The organism is Bradyrhizobium campsiandrae, from assembly GCF_014529705.1.
In the GTDB taxonomy this organism is placed as follows: Bacteria; Pseudomonadota; Alphaproteobacteria; order Rhizobiales; family Xanthobacteraceae; genus Bradyrhizobium; species Bradyrhizobium campsiandrae.
The window spans coordinates 64,001-80,878 of the sequence record NZ_JAANIH010000011.1 but is presented as its reverse complement, the minus strand read 5'-3'; the positions used below and the strand labels follow the sequence as shown (position 1 = coordinate 80,878).

Genomic DNA, 16,878 nt, shown 5'->3' with positions numbered 1-16,878 from the left:
GGCAGCCATCGCCCTTTTCTCGTCATTGCGAGCGCGGAGAAGCAATCCAACGTCTTTCCGCGGATGCAGTTCTGGATTGCTTCGCTGCGCTCGCAATGACGGCAACAGCTGGCTATGCTGCCTCCCGGCCAAACATCGAGGAAACAGCCCATGCAATACCGCCAACTCGGCCGCAGCGGCCTGAAAGTGTCGCCGATTTGTCTCGGCACCATGCTGTTCGGCGGGCCGACGGACGAAGCGGTATCAAAGCGGATCATCGCGAAAGCACATGAGGCCGGCATCAATTTCATCGACACCGCGGATGCCTATTCGAAAGGCGGCTCCGAGGAGGTCGTGGGGCGCGCGCTTCGAAACGACCGTCATGCCTGGGTGCTCGCCACCAAGCTCGCCAATCCCATGAACAGCGATACGCGGGACGATCCCAACCGCGTCGGGCTGTCGCGGCGCTGGGTGTTGCAGGCGGCCGAGGAGAGCCTCAAGCGACTCGGCACCGATCACATCGACATCTATTATCTGCACAAGGAGGACCATACAACGCCGCTGGAGGAGACGGTGCGCGCGATGGGCGACCTGATCCGGTCAGGCAAGATCCGCTATTTCGGCGTCTCGAATTATCGCGCCTGGCGCGTCGCCGAGATCTGCAACATCTGTGACCGGCTCGGCATCGATCGCCCCGTGGTGAGCCAGCCCTATTACAACGCGATGAACCGCATGCCGGAGGTCGAGCATTTTCCGGCATGTGCCTATTACGGCCTCGGCGTCGTGCCCTACAGCCCGCTGGCGCGCGGCGTGCTCACCGGCAAATACAAGCCCGATGCCGCACCGGACAAGGACACGCGCGCCGGCCGCAACGACACCAGGATGATGCAGACGGAGTGGCGGCCGGAATCACTCCAACTCGCGCAGGAGATCAAGACCCACGCCGAGAAGAACGGCATCACCGCCGGCCAGTTCGCGGTGGCCTGGGTGCTCAACTCCACTTTCGTCTCGTCGATCGTCGCAGGCCCGCGCACCGAGGAGCAGTGGGACGGCTATATCAGTGCGCTCGACTATCGCTTCACAGCGGAGGACGAGGCGTTGATCGACCGGCTGGTCGTGCCGGGCCATCCTTCGACGCCCGGCTACAACGACCCCGCCTATCCGATCGAGGGACGCCGCGCGCGGACGGCGTGAGCGCGGGAGACGACGATGGCGCATGAAGACCGCTACGGCCTGCCGCTCTCCACCAGCTCCGATCAGGCCGCGTCAGCCTATCGCGAAGGTGTCGACCTCATGCTGGCGGGGTGGACCGGCACGGTGGAAACGCTGGAGCACGCGATTGCGGCCGATCCGGATTTCGCGCTGGCCCACATCGCCCGCGCCCGCGTGCATGCGTTCTACCAGCAGGGCGATCTGGCGCGGCAGAAGGCGGCCTTGGCGCGCGAGCTCGTCGGCGTCAGCGGCACGGAGCGCGAGCGCTCGCATGTCGAGACACTGGCGCTTGCGATCGAAGGCCGGCTGCCCGAGGCGATCGTAGCGATGCGCAACCACATCGATGCGTGGCCGCGCGATGCCGTGGTGCTGTCGCTACCGCTCGGCGCTTTCGGTCTGTTCGCCTTCTCCGGCATGGCCGATCATGACCGTGCCCGGCACGAGCTCTGCGAGAGCGTCGCACATCACTACGGTGAGGATTGGTGGTTCCTCACCATGTCCGGCTGGGCGATGACGGAGAATGGCGACGTCGCGCACGGCCGGAAAGTGACCGAGCGCGGTTTTGACCTCCGCCGGGCGAACGCTCATGCCGCCCATGCTGTGCTGCACGCGATGTTCGAGGACGGCTCGATCGAGGCGGCCGACCGCCTCGTCGACGAATGGATCCCGAGCTACGACCGCGCCGGAATTTTGCACGGTCATATCCGCTGGCACCAGGCGCTCGGCGCGCTCGAGCATGGCGATGCAACGCGCGCGCTTGCGATCTATGCCGACGTGCTGCAGCCCTCCGCCACGCAGGCGCCGCCGCTCAATGTCATCACCGACAGCGCCTCGCTGCTCTGGCGGCTGTCGGCCTACGGCCACGCCGTGCCGAAGCCGCTCTGGGTCGAGGCCGATGCCGCGGCGCAAAGACTCTTCCCCAAATCGAGCCTACCCTTCGCCGACGTCCACATGGCGCTGTTCGCAGCCGCGACGCAAAATCGCCAGGCGCTGGCCACACGTCTCGCCGCGATCGAACAGCGGCTCACTGAGGGCAAACTACCGGCCGGCCCCGTGGTACCGGCGATCTGCCGCGCGCTCGCGGCCTTCGCAGATGAGAATTACGCGGCCTGCGTACGCGAGCTTTCGCCTGTCCTCAGCGAGGTCGTGCGTATCGGCGGAAGCAACGCCCAGCGCGAGCTGTTCGAGGACACGTTCCTCCTCGCCCTGATCCGTAGCGGCGAGCTGCCACGCGCCCGCAACCTGCTCGACGCCCGCCTGCACCGCCGACCGTCCTTGCGCGATACGCGCTGGCGGGCGGCGATGGCTTGAGGCCCCATCATGCCAACCGATATCGGTTTTTCCGGCGTGAGGCCTCCGCCACGAAAAAAACATCCGCCTGACGGCAAGTGCCCGCCGGAACGGTTCGAGCGATCGGGGGGCAAATCGCTGATGGGTGGCGCGGTGGTATTCCAGGCGGGCTTGGCGAAACGAACGGGATCGCAACCAATTTGCGATTCGGTGGTTATCGGGCGGAATTGTCGCCCGTCCGTGGCCCCCTGGCACATGAGCCTGACGATGCGCCTTCGCCGACCGGTCCTGGCTGCAATCCTGGTCTCGCTCGCAAGCCCTTGTTTTGCCGAGTCTTCTACCGCGGTCCCGATCAACAACCCGCCGGCCCAACAGCATTCCTTCATCGATCTCCTGGCGCTGATATCAGGCCATTGCAAAACGCTGAAGGTCGCCGGGCGCACCTTTGCCTGCAAGACGGTGGCTTATGCTCATGGCGACAAGGGCCGGGTCAATTTCGCGGTCGCGGTTGACGACCCCAGCGACGGGAATCACGTCGTCTCGTTCTCCGGCGAGAACGGCAAGCGGGCCGACGACAATTCCTACGAGCTGCCGATCGACCGCGTGCTGCTCAACTCCAAGGACCGGCCCAAGATCGACGGCCTTCCGGTCCCGGCCGAGCAGACCTCCACAGGCATCTGCCGCCAGACCGGCAATTTCGCCGCCAAGAAAGTGAAGGATGTCACCTGCTCGGCGACCGACGACGAGGGCCGGACGTACGAACTGCTGTTCGTCTCCGACGGCACGCCGGTGAGCGTGCGCCGCATCAGGCAATCGTCACCGTCAGTCCAGGATCCGTTCAGGTAAGCGCGGTCACGCGAACGCCTTCTCCAGCGTCGCGAAGATCACGGCCAGGGACTTGTCGTGGCGGGTCACGGCCGGCACCGCGCGGTCGATCTTCATCAACTGGTAAACCGCCATCTGCGCGGCACGCACCGAATATTCGACCGTGAAGACGACGTCGTCGGGGATCTCGACGAACTGGCTGACGAAAGCGAGATTCACCGAATTCGTCGGCACCGGCAACGGCCGGTCAGTTGCGCTGCGCGGCATGAACATGCTGGTGATGTAGGGCATGCGGCAGGGAATGCAGATCGCGTCCTCGAACACGGTGCGGTCGAAATTCAAATGGCCGCAGAGCTCCCGCAGGATGTCGGCGCCGCCGCAATCCGACATTGGCTTGGCGACGAAATTGCCGATGCGGTCCGGATGCAGCGCGTAGCCCCAGAACACCTGAACGTTGTTCGGCTGGCCGGCGAAATGCGGTTGATGATAGAGCACGACCGACATCAACCAGTTCGAATCCTTGAACGTCACGAGACCGCCGGTTCCGGCCTTGTTGCCGGAGAACGCTTCCATCTGGTTGAAGAAGCGCCGGTCGCGGCAGGTCACGGTGAAGGACTGCCAATAGGATTCGGGAATCGAGCTGTTGAACGCCGACGGATTGCCGAATTCGGGACGCCCCTTGGCGATCGTCTCCCAGAGCGCCCAGCCCTGGCTGTCCGCCTTGGTCAGGCAGGGCGCGGGCTCGGTCATGGTTCCCAGGCTCGACGCATCCGTCATCGAGCCGTTCTGGAAGAACACGAGATCGCCGTCCTCGAGGCGGACATTGGCGGTGCGGCTGTCGCGGTCGAGCACGAGCTGGCGCACCCGCAGCTTGTCACCCTCCTGCTCCAACGCCATGTCGGTGACACGCGTGCCGCGCACGAATTGCACGCCCTGCCGCTTCAGCCAGTCCTCCAGCGGCCGCACGATCGCGTCATATTGATTGTAGACGGTGCGCTTGACGCCGCCCAGCGTCTCGATGCGCGGAAACTCATTCATGAAGCGATGCAGATAGCGCTTCAGCTCGACCGCGGAGTGCCAGGGCTGGAAGGCAAAGGTGGTCTGCCACATGTACCAGAAATTGGACTCGAAGAAGCCGCGCGACAGCCAGTCGGTAATGCGGCTCGCGCCGAGCGTCTCCTCGGAGGTCTCGGTGAGCCGCAACAGCTCAAGCCGGTCGCGGGAGGTGAAACCCATGTGCGAGACGTCGACCTTGAAGCGGTTGCGATCGACCAGGCGCGCCTGCGAATGCGCCGGGTTCTCCAGATTGAAGGCGATGGTCTCTTCCCGCACGCTGAGGCCGGGATGCTCGAGCGAGGGGATGCTCGACAGCAGGTCCCAGGTGCATTCGTAATGGTCGGTGGTCAGCATGCGGCCACCGCGCAGCGAATAGGCGCCGTTCGCGAGCTGCGCGCCGTCGAGGCTGCCGCCCAGCAGCGGCTGCGCCTCGTAGATCATGATGTCGCGCCCCGAGAGCCCCGCGTCACGAATCAGGAACGCCGCGCCCGCGAGCGATCCGATGCCACCGCCGATGAAATGTGCCTTCATGCCTTGCCTCGATTGCCGTCCAACTTCGGCTGGGACATTGCATCGGCGGGCGGCGACCGAAGTTGCGCTGGATCAAGCGCGGCCGGCGGAGGCATCACGTTGATTTGAGGCTGGATTTTCGGGGGCTTCTCCCTGTTGGCCACGCAACTCGGGCCTCGCCGGAGGCTTCTTCGCGTAAATCTGCTCGATCTCGGCGGCAAAGCGGCGTTCGAGTGCCGGGCGCTTGTTCTTTAACGTCGGCGTCAGCAATCCCGCGGCAATGGTCCAGGGGTCCAGTGTCCACCACACCGCGCGCGGCGTCGCGTAGGACGGATAGGCCTTCACGGCCGCTGCGATTCTTGCGAGCAAAGCGGCGCGCTCGGCCGCACCGCCTTGCTGGCCGCTGGCCGCGAGCCGTTCCTTCTCCCGCACCCAGGCTTTTGCATCGAGCACGACCAGCGCGGCCAGGAAGGGGCGCTGCTCGCCGACCACCAGCACCTGTGCGAACAGGGGATCGGCCAGGATCGCGGTCTCCAGATCCACCGGCGCGATCTTCTCGCCCGTCGAGGTGACCAGGATGTCCTTGAGGCGGCCGGTGATGGTGATGCGACCGTTCTCGATCCGCGCCTGATCGCCGGTGTGCAGCCAGCCATCAGCCTCCTTCACGCGTCGCGTCTCCTCGGGCTTGTTCCAATAGCCCAGCATGACGCTTGGCCCGCGGACGAGCAGCTCATCGTTTTCGCCCAGCCTGACCTCGACGCCGTCAAGGACATGCCCGACCGAACGCGGATCGTTGTCCTCGATGGTGTTGACGGAGACCACGGGCGAGGTCTCCGTCATGCCGTAGCCTTGGAGGATATCGAGCCCGAGCGCGAGAAACAAGCGGATCACCGGCTCTGCGATCGGAGCGCCGCCGGAGACGGCGACCCGCAGGCGTCCGCCAAGCTGGGCCAGCACCTTGTCGGCGACGAGGCGCTTCAAGAGCGGCCAGACCAGGCGATCGATCAATGACGGCGCGCGGCGCCTCTGCCGCGCGTCGAAACGCCTGTTACCAATAGCGAGCGTGAGGTCGAGCAGCACGCGCTCGACGCCTCCGGCCGTAGCACGGTGCTGCATGATCAGCGCCGAGATGCGCTCGTAAATCCGCGGCACCGAAACCAGCACCGTCGGCCGAACATGCTTCAAATCCTCCGACAACAGCGGCACCGAGCGCGCATAGGCAACGCAGGCGCCGGCCGCGATCGGATAGTAGTAGCCGCCGGTGCGCTCGAACGTGTGCGAGAGCGGCAGAAACGACAGAAAGACGTCATCCGGCGCGGTCGCGATGCGCTGCGCGATCGCTTTCACGTTGGCGACGACGTTGCCATGCGACAGCATCACGCCTTTCGGCCGCCCCGTCGTCCCGGAGGTGTAGACGATGGCGGCAAGATCGTCCGGTTTCACGACGACATCCGTCATTGGCGCGTTCGCCCCCGGCGCGGCGGCGAGCCAGCGATCGAGCGCTACGACACGCGCGTCGGCTGCCGCCGATCCGGTCGTATCCGCACAGATGACACGCCTGAGACGGTCGAGCCGCTCGCCGGTCGCAACGATCGCCCGCCAACGCTCCAGCGTGTCGACGAACAGCAATTGGGCGCCGGAATCGGCGAGGATGTAGGCGATGCTGTCGGGGTTGTCGACCGCATGCATCGGCACCGGCACGAGGCCGCGCGACAACGCCGCCTGGTCCATCGCGACATGCGCCGTGCCGTTCGGCATCAGGATCGCGACGCGCTCACCGGGCGCGAGCTCTTCGGCGGCGAGCGCCCGTCGCCAGATCTCGAATTCGGCGTTGATCTCCTGCCAGGATTGGCTGATCCAGCGTCCCATCGACGCGTCGAAATGGCGGTAGGCTTCCGCCGCCGGTGTCGCGCCGACACGCCAGCGCAGCAGCTCCGGCAACGTTCTCACCTCGGCAGGCGTTTGCGGTTGACTGATCGGCTCCGGCATGGCGTCCTTTCGGATGTCTCGATTCTCAATTGATCTGGGAACCCGACCTTAGGTCGGCTAGTCCTTGCCGCTTTGATCCGTAACAAAGCAGTCATGCTTCGGAGCAACCCAGGAGCCCCCATGACGCGCGACCGCCTGTTTCTGCTGCGCCCCGGCTTCGAAGACCCTGCCTACCCTGGACAACGCTTTTATTGCTGGCATTGCGCGCTGATCGAGGGTGTGCTCGCCTCGTTTCCGGCGCTGGCCGAACAGCTCGACGTCGAGCGCATCGCCTGGCCGAAGCCGCGACCGGCCGTGATTGCGCTGGTCGGCGAGGAGAACCAATGGCTGCCGCTGCTCGTGCTGGCGGACGGGGCGACATCGCCGCACCAGACCGGCAACCATCAGGGCCGGGCCTTCATCGCCGACAAGGATGCCATCCTCGCCGCGCTGTCCGAGCGTCACGGCTTTCCCGGCCCGCATCCGTAAGGCCGTCCCGAAACGAGGGAAAATCGGCATTGCCCGGCGCCGCAATCGCCTCACATACTCGGCCAAACTGCGGAATCTCTCGTCATGCCCCATCCCCTCCCCGCCCTCATCGTCGTCGACGTCCAGCGCGCATTCGACGAATGGGAAGCGGCGGGCAAGCGGCGCAACAATCCGGACGCGCTGGCGCGCATCGTCGGTCTGCTCGCGGCGTTCAGGGCGAACGGCGCCCCGATCTTCCACATCCGCCACGAAGGCACCAAGCCGAACTCGACGTTCCTGCCCTCACGGACCGGCTACGCCGTCAAGGACGAGGCACGCGAGCAAGCCGGCGAGCCCGTGATCGTCAAGCGCGTCAACAGCGCCTTCATCGGCACCGACCTCGAGGCGCGCCTGCGCGCAGACGACATCGCCACGCTCGTGATCTGCGGCGCGACCACCAATCATTGCGTGGAGACGACGACGCGGATGGCCGGCAATCTCGGCTTCGACGCTCACTTGGTGCGCGACGCGACCTGGACCTTCGACCGGACGGGCCCCGACGGCGAGACGCATGCGGCCGAGGACATCCACGCGATGACGCTGTCGAATCTGAACGGCGAATTCGCCCGCATCGTGACCGCGAACGAGGTGATCATCTCGCTCGCAGCGATGCGACAATAAACCTCAGCGCGATTTGCGCGACGATCGTCTGCGTCGTTTCGACGCCCGCGCTCGCGGGAACGCGCAGGACGCCCATCTGTTGTCACTCGACATCTCAACTGGAGTGATGACATGAAGTATCTCTTTGTCGCGATGGCTATCGGTGCTGCGGCGCTGGCCGGCGGATCGGCAGCCAACGCGGCCGGCGGTGACAACGCCAAGCCGAATACGCAGGCGCGCCAATCAACCGACATCAGCGCGCAGCATCGGCACGGCCATCACGGTCACCGCCACCATCATTGGCGCCCACACCATCACGGCTATCATCGGCCGCACTATCGCAATTATGGCTACTACCCGCGGCACCACGGCTATTATGGTGGCGGGCCCTACGGTTATTACGGCGGTGGCGGTCCCGCCGTGACATTCGGCTTCGGCGGCAGTCGCTGGTGAGACAGAAGGCCCGCAGAGATGCGGGCCTTCTCTTGCTATCGGCGCAAGATCATCCCCGCCGTCTCCAGCCCGCTCGCGAGCGCGGCTTCGACCGTTCCCATGTCGCGCCCGCGATAGAGCGCCTCTCCGGAGAACAGCACGCGGCCATCGACGCGCGCGAGCCTCTCCTGCGCCGCGCGCGTCCGCGGCGTCGCCCAGGAATAGGCGCCGCGCGCGAAGCGATCATGCGCCCAGTTGGTGGCCGCGGCCGCCACGACGTCCCGCGCGATGCCCTCGCGCGGGAGGCGGAACATCGTGGCGAGGGAGTCGATCCCGGCATCGATCAGTCCCTGCGGATCGAGATGCGACAGCTCCGCCGTTCGCGGACCGCCGAACCATCCGGTGAGCACGGGATGCTGATCCGGATAGCGCGTCCACCATACCGGTATCGTCTCGTCCGACAGCAGGAAGATCATGTCGGCAAGCTCTTCGCGCTGCTCGCGCCACCACGGCCGCGTAAACCGCAGCAGGATCTTGATGACACTGCCGAAGCCGATGTCGTCGGCCGCCGCGGCTTTCACGCGCGCGTCTGGCGGCAGCGTGATCTCGCGCAGCAGCGGCAGCGGCACCGTGAGGATCACGCGATCGCAATTGTGCAACTCGCCGCCGGCGCCGCGGACGACCGCCTTGTCCCCGCTCTCCTCGACCGCGGCGACCGTGGCGCCGAGGCGAATGGCCGCACCGGACCTGCGGCACTCGGCCGCGAGATGATCAATCAGGCGACCATAGCCGCCGTCGATGCGCGCTTGGGCGGCGTGTCCGTCATTCATCCATTCCTCGCGCAGCGCCAGCGTCGAGGCGCGCCCGGGATCGGCCGCATCGTAGCCCTCGACCATGCGTTCGACGGCGTGACGCAAGCCGGCGAATTCCGGCCCGGAGAAATGACGACGCAGGAAGTCGGCAACCGGGAGATCCTCCGTCAGATCCTTCAGCGCAAGATGGAGCCTCTCGTCATAGGGATCACGCGGGCTCTGCCGCGAAAACTCCGCACCGTCGAAACTCCATTGCTCGCCGCCGATCGCCCGCAGCGTGAGCCCCGCTTCGCGCGCGATGGCGCGGGTGACGGGCGCCTCGCCATGGACGAACTCGGCCCCGCCGTCGGCGGGGTAGCCGAACTCCGACGCCGGCAGCGGATGGATGCGTCCGCCGCAGCGGTCGCGCGCTTCCAGGATCGTCACGCGTTTCCCGCCGCGCGCAAGCTCGCGCGCAGCCATCAAGCCGGCCGCGCCTGCGCCGACGATGACGATATGGTCTGGTTGATCGGACATGAAGGTCGCTATTGCGGCGCGACGTCGTTCCGGATCAGATAGCGCAGCAGCAGCACGCCGCCGCCGAGATTTCGCGTGCTCTCCAGTGTCATCGCGGCGAGCGGCGCGCGCTTGTCGGCATCGGCCTCGGTCGAGTCGAACACGAAGGGCGCGCCTCTGGCGCCATCGATCGCGGGACTGAGGATCAGGTTGAATTCGTCGATCAGGCCGGCGCGCAGGAACGCGCCGTTGGCGATGCCGCCACCTTCCACCAGCAGGCGTTTCACGCCAAGCTCACGGTTGAGGATCTCGACAGCCAAAGCAAGGTCGATCTCGGACTTGCCCGCAAAGATGTAGGACACGCCCTCGCCGCGGAGCCCTGCGAGATGCGAAACCGGCACGCTCTCGGTCAGCACCACGACGATGGGATCGCCGCCGATGTCGGAGCGGCCCCAACCGATCTTGCCGTGGGCATCGAGCACGACACCGTAGGTCTTGGCATCGCGTCGCGCGAACCAGTTTTCGCGCGGAAGCCTTTCGCTGGCCGTCTCGGGATAGGGCTTGCCCTTGGCAAACTCCGAACCGGTGACGCGGCCGATCACCCAGGCATCGCCGCCGAGCTCGTCATGGATCTTCTCGAACCAGTCGGTGCCGGCGCCCTTCGGGCGCCAGCGGCTCGGATGGGTGCGGCCGTCGAGACTGGCGTGCATCAGACAGATGACATAGGGCTTCATTGAAAAGTCTCCGCGCCAGCTTCTCAGACCGGCTTGTTGCCCTTCTCGCGATCGTTCACGATCGCCGCGAGCGGATTGAGTTTGGGCGGCGCGACCAGCTTGAGCGTATTGCTGTCGTGATGATTGAACGGGGCGCCGCGGACGAACAACTCGGTCTGGATCTGATAGCTCCAGCTGCCGTCGTCATTGAAGGTGATGTCGCAGCGATAACTATCCGTGCGAAAGGCTTGTTCCAGAAAGTCGGTCGAGCAGATCCCGTAAGCGGTGTCGCCGCGCTTCGCCGTGACGGAGATCTTCTTGTCGTCCGGCGCGGCTTTGCCGGAGGCGAGCAGGACCTGCCCGCGCGGAATCGCCAGCGTCTGCATGATCAGTCCGGTCGCGGGCTCCCACAGCCAGTAGCCGACCTGGTCGTGGAAGGTGATGTCTTCCTCGGGCGTGTTGATGTGGATGTGATAGCGCAGCCCGTAGAGCAGTTGCGGCCCATTGGCTTGCGGATCGATCGGATCCATCCGGATGTGCTCGATAAAAGTTCGCCTCTCCGGCCCGTCCGCCTTCGGATTGATGTCGATGCCCTTGTCCGCCTGCCAGGTGCCGGCAAGCCGGCGGAGCGGCCCGAGATTGGCGAGACTGTCGGGAGACACGTCCTCGGGTTCGGTGAAAATGTCGGCGGGAATGGGCAGCATGGGGACCTCGCATCGTTGCGCGCAGCAGCAATAGCACACGGGCGGTGCGAAACAGCTGTCATGGAACCGGAAGGCTGCCCCGCGCGTTGGGAGGCCCTGAGTACGAGCCCCCGAATTTCGGGTTCGAATGGGCAAGGACGCCCATGTGACGCGTCGCGAGGGGGATCCGGTGCTGTCTGAGACAACTGCTCGGCAGTCGATCGATGTGGGCTTCCTCTCCGACGGAGGCGAATTGGGTGCGAAGATGCGCACCTTCGATTGGTCGACCTCGCCGCTCGGCCCGCCCCATCAATGGTCCCAGGCCCTCAAGACGACGGTGAGCATGCTGCTGGCCGCACAGGCCCAGATCGTGCTGTTTTGGGGTCCCGAATACGTCGCCCTCTACAACGATGCCTATGCGCCCGGTATCGGCGCCAATCACCCCCGCGCCCTCGGCCGGCCCGCGATCGAGAATTGGGGCGAGTTGTGGGACGATCTCGAGCCGCTCCTGTCGAGCGTGCGCCGGACGAGAAAGACCTTCGCCGCGAAAGATCGTCCCTTCTACGTCGAGCGCCATGGCTATGGCGAGACGAGTTACTGGGACGTCTCCTACTCGGCTGTGCCTGATGACGATGGTTCGGTCGGCGGCGTTCTCTGCATCGTCTCCGAGACGACCGAACGTGTCCTCGGCGAGATGCAGCTGCGGGCGAGCGAAGCGCGCTACAGGGAGCTCAATGCCACGCTCGAGCAGCGCGTCGCCGAACGCACCGCCGAGCGCCATTTGCTTGCCACCATCGTCGAGACCACCGACGGGCAGATCCAGGCACTCGATCCCAACTATCGCTGGCTTGCCATCAACGCATCCTGCGCCGATGCCTATCAACGCATCTATGGCAAGCGGCCGAAGATCGGCGATTCCTTGCAGGAATTCCTGGCCGACCGGCCCGATCATCTTGCCGCGGCAACGGCCCTTTGGGCTCGTGCGCTGGGTGGTGAAGCCTTCACCAGCATCGAGGAATTCGGCGATCCCAGTTTCGACCGTCGCGTCTACGAGATGAAATTCGAGACGCTGCGCGCACCTGATGGCACACGGATCGGCGCTTTCCTGACCGGGATGGACGTGACGGATCGCCTGGAGGAGCAGGCGCGGCTGGCGCAGGCCGAGGAGGCGCTGCGTCAGGCCCAGAAGATGGAGGCGATGGGCCAGCTCACCGGCGGCGTCGCGCACGACTTCAACAATCTGCTGACGCCGATCGTCGGCCTGCTCGACCTGTTTCAGCGCAAGGGCATCGGCGGCGAGCGCGAGCAGCGTCTGATCGCCGGCGCCGCGCAGGCCGCCGAGCGCGCCAAGACGCTGGTGCAGCGCCTGCTTGCCTTCGCCCGCAGGCAACCGCTTCAGGCCGTTCCCGTCGATATCGGCCGGCTCGTCGCCGACATGGGCGAGCTGATCTCCAGCACGACCGGCCCGCAAATCCAGGTGACGGTGGACACGCCGGAAGGGCTGCCGGAAGCCATGGCCGATCCGAACCAGATCGAGATGGCGATCCTGAATCTCAGCGTGAACGCGCGCGATGCGATGCCTGACGGCGGCAAATTGCGTATCTCCGCCAAAGCGAGAACAGTCGAGCCCGCGCACGGCTCGGACCTCGCACCGGGCACCTATGTCTGCATCTCGGTTGCGGATACCGGCATCGGGATGGACGAAGCAACGCTGACTCACGCCGTCGAGCCGTTCTTCTCGACCAAGGGCATCGGGCAAGGGACCGGCCTCGGCCTGTCGATGGTCCACGGCCTCGCGTCACAACTCGGCGGAGCGCTGACGATCACGAGCTCGTTGGGAGCAGGCACCACAGTCGAATTGTGGCTGCCGATCAGCCACGCGGTCGCAGGCACGATCGATGCTGTCCCGCAAACAACACTGCGGCCGCTGCCGGCCGGCACGGCACTGCTGGTGGACGACGAGCCGCTGGTGCGCATGAGCACCGCCGAGATGCTGAGCGAGCTCGGCTACAGGGTCGTCGAAACAGGTTCAGCAGAGGATGCGCTCCAGCGCGTCAAGGATGGCCTGCGGCCGAACCTGCTGGTCACGGACCATCTGATGCCCGGCATGAGCGGGACGGAGCTCGGGCTGACTCTGCGCAACCAAATTCCCGAGCTGCAGATCCTCGTCGTATCAGGCTACGCCAACAACGAAGGCATCACGCCGGACCTGTCGCGGCTGACCAAGCCGTTCCGAAGCGACGAGCTCGCGGCGAGCCTGGCCAATCTGGCGAAGGCGGGAGGGTAAGGCAAAGCGCGCGCCTATGAAACGATCTGTATACGCAGCACCGCATCTGCCGCAGTTTTGGTCAGACGCCGCGTAAGCCGACCGTTTGCACTCAGCGGCCCATTGCGTCACGGAGTCGCAATGATAAGACTTTGGCTCATAAACGCCTTTGTTGTCGGGCAGTGACATCCGCGATCGGGGCCAATGATCGTCGGCCCAAAATGACTTTGAAGTGACGCCAATACGTTCGTCAGGGCGTCCGGTTGAGCAAGTTGGAATGCAGCAGGCTTCGGTCGAAAAATTCTCGGATCTCATCGGCAGCATCTACGATTGTGTGATTGCACCTGAACGCTGGTCTGACGTTCTGGAGGGGATTTGCGCCGAGCTCGGCTTTGCCACCGGTGCTCTCTCGGTCGCCAGCCTCACCAACATGAAGGCTGTCGTCAACGCAGTCTCCGGTTCCGATCTGGCCCAGATGACCCGGAACGCGATCGGCTATGGGCCCGATATCATCGAGCTCTGGGGCGGCGCCGAACGCATCCAGCAGTACCCGCTCGGGGAGCCGATCGTTCAATCCCAGGCCGTCCGGCAGGACATCATCGCCGGCAATCGTTACTATCGCGAATGGGCTCTGCCGAGGGGCCTGTTCGACGCCGTGGCCGTCGGCCTCGTTCGCGACCGGGCGATGGTCGGCAACGCGATCTTCAGCCAGCATGAACAGGCCGGCCCCATCGACGACGCGCAGCTCGGTGGGTTGCGGCTCCTGACGCCCCACATCCGCCGCGCCGTGACCATCAGCAATCTGTTCGACATGAAGGCGGTGGAAGCGGCGACATTCTCCGCAACGGTGGAGGCGCTGACGGTCGGTGTCGTGCTCGCCGACGAGAATGCCGGGATCGTCCATAGCAACGCCGCTGCGACGGCAATGCTCGTGGCCGAAGACCCGATCATGGTTCGACAAGGCCGGATCGCGGTTCAAGCTGCGAACACGACCAGCTCGCTGCAATCGGCGATCGCACAGGCGGCGAAGGATGAGGCCGCACTCGGCCAGAAGGGCATCGGCATCCCGATCCTTCGCGGAAGCGGCGATCCGCTCGTCATTCACGTCCTGCCATTGCGACGCGGCCAGATGCGTGCCGGCCTTAGCCAGCGCGCCGCCGCTGCCTTGTTCGTGGCGTCGGCCTCCGGGCCGCCGCGGATGTCCCATGTCGCGCTCGACCAGCTCTACGATTTGACGCCGGCCGAGATCCGGATCTTCGAACTCATCTGCGAGGGACACACGCGCGATGCGATCTCGGATCTGCTCGGCGTATCCGTCGCGACGGTGAAGACCCATCTGCTTCATGTGTTCGAGAAGACCGGGTGCCGCCGCCAGGTCGATCTGGTCAGGCTGGCGAAGTCGCTGACGTTCCCGGTGTAAGGCGCCGGCTGAAGCATGATCCGCAAAGGTGCGAACGGTTTCCCTCGATGGCAATTCATCCTGATCACATCGCGCTTTGGGCGCGACGTCAGGTGTCGTCAGGCCCGAGCGATTGAGCGGGGCGCACGCGATCATCGATATAGCGCCGCAGCGCCGCGGCGGCGTTCAGCATATGGGCCCGCATCCGCCGCGAGGCGGTATCGCCGTCGCCTTCGGCGATCGCCTGCATGATGGCGTCGTGCTCGTCGCGGGACTTGCGGATACGATCGCCCTGCCGCAATTGGGTGCGGCGAAAGGCGCTGAGGCGCGCCCGGACATCCTGCGCCTGCTCGGCCATGAACGAATTGTGCGTGGCGCTGTAGATGCATTCGTGGAAGGTCCGGTTGAAGGCATCATAGGCATCGACGTCGCTGGCCTCGACCATCGCCAGCGAGCTCTCGTGGAGCTCGATCAAATGACTGCGCTCGAGCGGCGTCATGCGAAAGGTCGCAAGGCGCACGCACATGGCTTCCACCTCTGCGCTAGTCTCGAACATGTCCATGATGCGCTCGGGCGTCATCCGCGCCACCACGACCCCACGGCGCCCGCGGACCTCGACCAGCCCGCTGACGACGAGCTGCCGCAGCGCCTCCCGCACCGGGGTGCGGGACGCGCCGAAGCGATCGGCAAGCTGCTGCTCCTCCAGAGCCGAACCGGCGACGAGCGCACCGGAGGCGATCTCGTCCGTGAGCGCATTGCGGATGCGGTCGGAGAGGAGCCCGCCATCTTCTTCGGCTTCGGCTGCAATCTTGAACAGACTTGCCATTCAGCTTCCCATGATAGCGCGCACCGTGAAGTAGAGGATGGACGGTGCGACCAGGCATCCGAGGCCCGTGTGAAACGTCGCGGTCAATGCGCCGTAAGGCACCAGGCGCCGATCGGTCGCCGCAAGCCCTCCGGACACGCCGCTGACCGTTCCCATCAAACCGCCAAACACCATGGCGCTGCGCGGATTGTTGAGGCCGATCATCCCGGCAACGAAGGGCGTTCCGATCATCACGATCACCGCCTTGAATACACCGGTCGCGATCGAGAGTGCAATAACCGGCGAGGATGCCCCGATCGCGGCGCCCGTTACCGGTCCGACGATGTAGGTGACCGCGCCGGCCCCGATCGTGGTCAGCGAGATCGCGTCGGTGTAGCCGAACGCCGCGGCGACGAACACGCCGAGGATGAAGGGAACGACCGTCCCCAGGCCGAGCGCGACCGCTCCGATCAATCCGGCCTTGCGCGCATGCACGACATCGACCTCGAAGGCGGTGGCGACGATGGCAAAGTCCCGCAGCATCGCGCCGCCCATCAAGGCGATCCCGGTCAGCGCCGGCAGGTCGGCGACGCCCTTTTCGCCGCCGGTGGCGATGCCGCCGAAGAAGGCGAGCAGCAGGCCCAGCATGATCGCGATGGCCGAGCCGTGGATCCGTCCGAAGGTGAGATAGTTCGAGATCGCCCCGGAGATCCACATCAGGATTCCGACGGCGGCGAACGCCGTGATCAGCGAATTGGCGGCGAGAACGTGGGATATCATGGTCATCCGATCCTCCCCGACTTGAAGTGCGGCACGCTCGCCTCGATCGCCTCTCGGGCCTGGATCTCGTCCATGGTCTCGACCCGACCACTGAGCCGGCCAATCAGCGCCACCATCGCGAAACACACCGCGACCGCACCTAGCCCGGCAATGACGACGATGGGGCCGCCCTTTGCGGCGGCGACAACGTTCTGCTGCGCGGCCATCGCGACCACGATGGGAATGTAGAAGCTGCCCCAGAACTCGACGCCGGTCTTGAGACCGAGGCTGAGCGCGCCGTGCCGCACCAGCCAAAGCCGGGCCGCGATCAGGAACATCATCGCAATGCCGACACCGCCGACATTGGCCTTCACACCGAGGGCGACGCCGAGCAGGTCACCCAGATAGCCCCCCAACAATGTGCAGATCGCGAGGAGCGCGACGCCGGAAATGGTCACGAGCGCCTCCCCTCTGCACGCGGAGCACCGCTCACGGCAACGTGACGTCCTGTACGCATTCGCATCATAACTTCCCTCCTGTGTATGC

The 16,878-nt window shown here is 65.4% G+C and carries 15 protein-coding genes and 1 pseudogene; 8 read left to right on the top strand and 8 right to left on the bottom strand.

Going from position 1 to position 16,878, the window contains the following annotated elements; all coding sequences use genetic code 11:
- Window positions 1-150 precede the first annotated feature (150 nt).
- From G8O24_RS10525 to G8O24_RS10515, 3 genes are all read left to right on the top strand, one after another.
- Window positions 151-1,173, top strand: a complete 1,023-nt coding sequence (locus G8O24_RS10525; RefSeq protein WP_188098877.1) for an aldo/keto reductase — start codon at window positions 151-153, stop codon at window positions 1,171-1,173.
- 15 nt (window positions 1,174-1,188) lie between these two features.
- Complete coding sequence (locus tag G8O24_RS10520; RefSeq protein WP_188098876.1) at window positions 1,189-2,502, top strand: tetratricopeptide repeat protein; 1,314 nt, start codon at window positions 1,189-1,191, stop codon at window positions 2,500-2,502.
- A gap of 246 nt (window positions 2,503-2,748) precedes the next feature.
- The gene (locus G8O24_RS10515) at window positions 2,749-3,327 is read left to right on the top strand and encodes a hypothetical protein (RefSeq protein ID WP_188098874.1); all 579 of its coding nucleotides are present in this window, start codon (window positions 2,749-2,751) and stop codon (window positions 3,325-3,327) included.
- A gap of 6 nt (window positions 3,328-3,333) precedes the next feature.
- Here G8O24_RS10515 and G8O24_RS10510 read toward each other — a convergent pair.
- Window positions 3,334-4,911, bottom strand: a pseudogene (locus G8O24_RS10510) (oleate hydratase); the annotation flags it as partial.
- A 54-nt stretch (window positions 4,912-4,965) separates the two neighbouring features.
- Window positions 4,966-6,861 carry an AMP-dependent synthetase/ligase gene (locus G8O24_RS10505; RefSeq protein WP_188098870.1) on the bottom strand — a complete coding sequence of 632 codons (1,896 nt, stop codon included), beginning with the start codon at window positions 6,859-6,861 and terminating at the stop codon, window positions 4,966-4,968.
- A gap of 120 nt (window positions 6,862-6,981) precedes the next feature.
- Between G8O24_RS10505 and G8O24_RS10500 the strand changes: the two genes are divergently transcribed.
- The 3 genes from G8O24_RS10500 (at window position 6,982) to G8O24_RS10490 (ending at window position 8,421) form a co-directional block, all read left to right on the top strand.
- Window positions 6,982-7,329 (top strand): DUF3088 domain-containing protein, encoded by a 348-nt coding sequence (locus G8O24_RS10500; protein WP_188098868.1) that lies wholly within the window; start codon window positions 6,982-6,984, stop codon window positions 7,327-7,329.
- An 84-nt stretch (window positions 7,330-7,413) separates the two neighbouring features.
- Window positions 7,414-7,989, top strand: coding sequence for a cysteine hydrolase family protein (locus G8O24_RS10495; RefSeq protein ID WP_188098866.1), 576 nt, complete (start codon window positions 7,414-7,416; stop codon window positions 7,987-7,989).
- Window positions 7,990-8,100: 111 nt separating this feature from the next.
- Window positions 8,101-8,421: a hypothetical protein gene (locus G8O24_RS10490; RefSeq protein WP_188098864.1), complete on the top strand. Its 321-nt coding sequence runs from the start codon at window positions 8,101-8,103 to the stop codon at window positions 8,419-8,421.
- Between the two features lie 35 nt (window positions 8,422-8,456).
- On the opposite strand, the gene G8O24_RS10485 is transcribed toward G8O24_RS10490, so the two are convergent.
- Genes G8O24_RS10485 through G8O24_RS10475 form a run of 3 tightly spaced genes read right to left on the bottom strand, consistent with a single transcriptional unit; the run spans window position 8,457 to window position 11,124 of the window.
- Window positions 8,457-9,728 carry a flavin monoamine oxidase family protein gene (locus G8O24_RS10485; RefSeq protein WP_188098862.1) on the bottom strand — a complete coding sequence of 424 codons (1,272 nt, stop codon included), beginning with the start codon at window positions 9,726-9,728 and terminating at the stop codon, window positions 8,457-8,459.
- 8 nt (window positions 9,729-9,736) lie between these two features.
- Window positions 9,737-10,441 (bottom strand): RibD family protein, encoded by a 705-nt coding sequence (locus G8O24_RS10480; RefSeq protein ID WP_188098860.1) that lies wholly within the window; start codon window positions 10,439-10,441, stop codon window positions 9,737-9,739.
- A 23-nt stretch (window positions 10,442-10,464) separates the two neighbouring features.
- The gene (locus tag G8O24_RS10475; protein ID WP_188098858.1) at window positions 10,465-11,124 is read right to left on the bottom strand and encodes an FABP family protein; all 660 of its coding nucleotides are present in this window, start codon (window positions 11,122-11,124) and stop codon (window positions 10,465-10,467) included.
- A 127-nt stretch (window positions 11,125-11,251) separates the two neighbouring features.
- Between G8O24_RS10475 and G8O24_RS10470 the strand changes: the two genes are divergently transcribed.
- Both G8O24_RS10470 and G8O24_RS10465 read left to right on the top strand, forming a co-directional pair.
- A complete protein-coding gene (locus G8O24_RS10470; RefSeq protein ID WP_191093131.1) occupies window positions 11,252-13,390 on the top strand; it encodes a hybrid sensor histidine kinase/response regulator in 2,139 nt (712 codons plus the stop codon).
- Window positions 13,391-13,646: 256 nt separating this feature from the next.
- Window positions 13,647-14,789, top strand: coding sequence for a helix-turn-helix transcriptional regulator (locus G8O24_RS10465; protein ID WP_188098854.1), 1,143 nt, complete (start codon window positions 13,647-13,649; stop codon window positions 14,787-14,789).
- Between the two features lie 88 nt (window positions 14,790-14,877).
- Here the strand turns inward: G8O24_RS10465 and G8O24_RS10460 are convergent, their stop codons facing one another.
- From G8O24_RS10460 to madL, 3 genes are read right to left on the bottom strand one after another with little or no spacing between them, the layout of a single operon-like run.
- Entirely contained in the window at window positions 14,878-15,594 is a 717-nt protein-coding gene (locus G8O24_RS10460) for a GntR family transcriptional regulator (protein ID WP_188098852.1), read from the bottom strand.
- Window positions 15,595-16,359, bottom strand: coding sequence for a malonate transporter subunit MadM (madM, locus tag G8O24_RS10455; RefSeq protein ID WP_188098850.1), 765 nt, complete (start codon window positions 16,357-16,359; stop codon window positions 15,595-15,597). It abuts the gene before it with no gap.
- Window positions 16,356-16,790 carry a malonate transporter subunit MadL gene (gene madL / locus G8O24_RS10450; RefSeq protein WP_188098848.1) on the bottom strand — a complete coding sequence of 145 codons (435 nt, stop codon included), beginning with the start codon at window positions 16,788-16,790 and terminating at the stop codon, window positions 16,356-16,358. The genes madM and madL overlap by 4 nt, the downstream gene beginning before the upstream one ends.
- Window positions 16,791-16,878 lie beyond the last annotated feature (88 nt).

Excerpts from the sequence above, each read along its gene's own strand:
- G8O24_RS10525 (WP_188098877.1), top strand. The coding sequence starts at position 151 with ATGCAATACCGCCAACTCGGCCGCAGCGGCCTGAAAGTGTCGCCGATT.
- G8O24_RS10520 (WP_188098876.1), top strand. The coding sequence starts at position 1,189 with ATGGCGCATGAAGACCGCTACGGCCTGCCGCTCTCCACCAGCTCCGAT.
- G8O24_RS10515 (WP_188098874.1), top strand. The coding sequence starts at position 2,749 with ATGCGCCTTCGCCGACCGGTCCTGGCTGCAATCCTGGTCTCGCTCGCA.
- G8O24_RS10505 (WP_188098870.1), bottom strand. The coding sequence starts at position 6,861 with ATGCCGGAGCCGATCAGTCAACCGCAAACGCCTGCCGAGGTGAGAACG.
- G8O24_RS10500 (WP_188098868.1), top strand. The coding sequence starts at position 6,982 with ATGACGCGCGACCGCCTGTTTCTGCTGCGCCCCGGCTTCGAAGACCCT.
- G8O24_RS10495 (WP_188098866.1), top strand. The coding sequence starts at position 7,414 with ATGCCCCATCCCCTCCCCGCCCTCATCGTCGTCGACGTCCAGCGCGCA.
- G8O24_RS10490 (WP_188098864.1), top strand. The coding sequence starts at position 8,101 with ATGAAGTATCTCTTTGTCGCGATGGCTATCGGTGCTGCGGCGCTGGCC.
- G8O24_RS10485 (WP_188098862.1), bottom strand. The coding sequence starts at position 9,728 with ATGTCCGATCAACCAGACCATATCGTCATCGTCGGCGCAGGCGCGGCC.
- G8O24_RS10480 (WP_188098860.1), bottom strand. The coding sequence starts at position 10,441 with ATGAAGCCCTATGTCATCTGTCTGATGCACGCCAGTCTCGACGGCCGC.
- G8O24_RS10475 (WP_188098858.1), bottom strand. The coding sequence starts at position 11,124 with ATGCTGCCCATTCCCGCCGACATTTTCACCGAACCCGAGGACGTGTCT.
- G8O24_RS10470 (WP_191093131.1), top strand. The coding sequence starts at position 11,252 with ATGGGCAAGGACGCCCATGTGACGCGTCGCGAGGGGGATCCGGTGCTG.
- G8O24_RS10465 (WP_188098854.1), top strand. The coding sequence starts at position 13,647 with ATGCAGCAGGCTTCGGTCGAAAAATTCTCGGATCTCATCGGCAGCATC.
- G8O24_RS10460 (WP_188098852.1), bottom strand. The coding sequence starts at position 15,594 with ATGGCAAGTCTGTTCAAGATTGCAGCCGAAGCCGAAGAAGATGGCGGG.
- madM (WP_188098850.1), bottom strand. The coding sequence starts at position 16,359 with ATGACCATGATATCCCACGTTCTCGCCGCCAATTCGCTGATCACGGCG.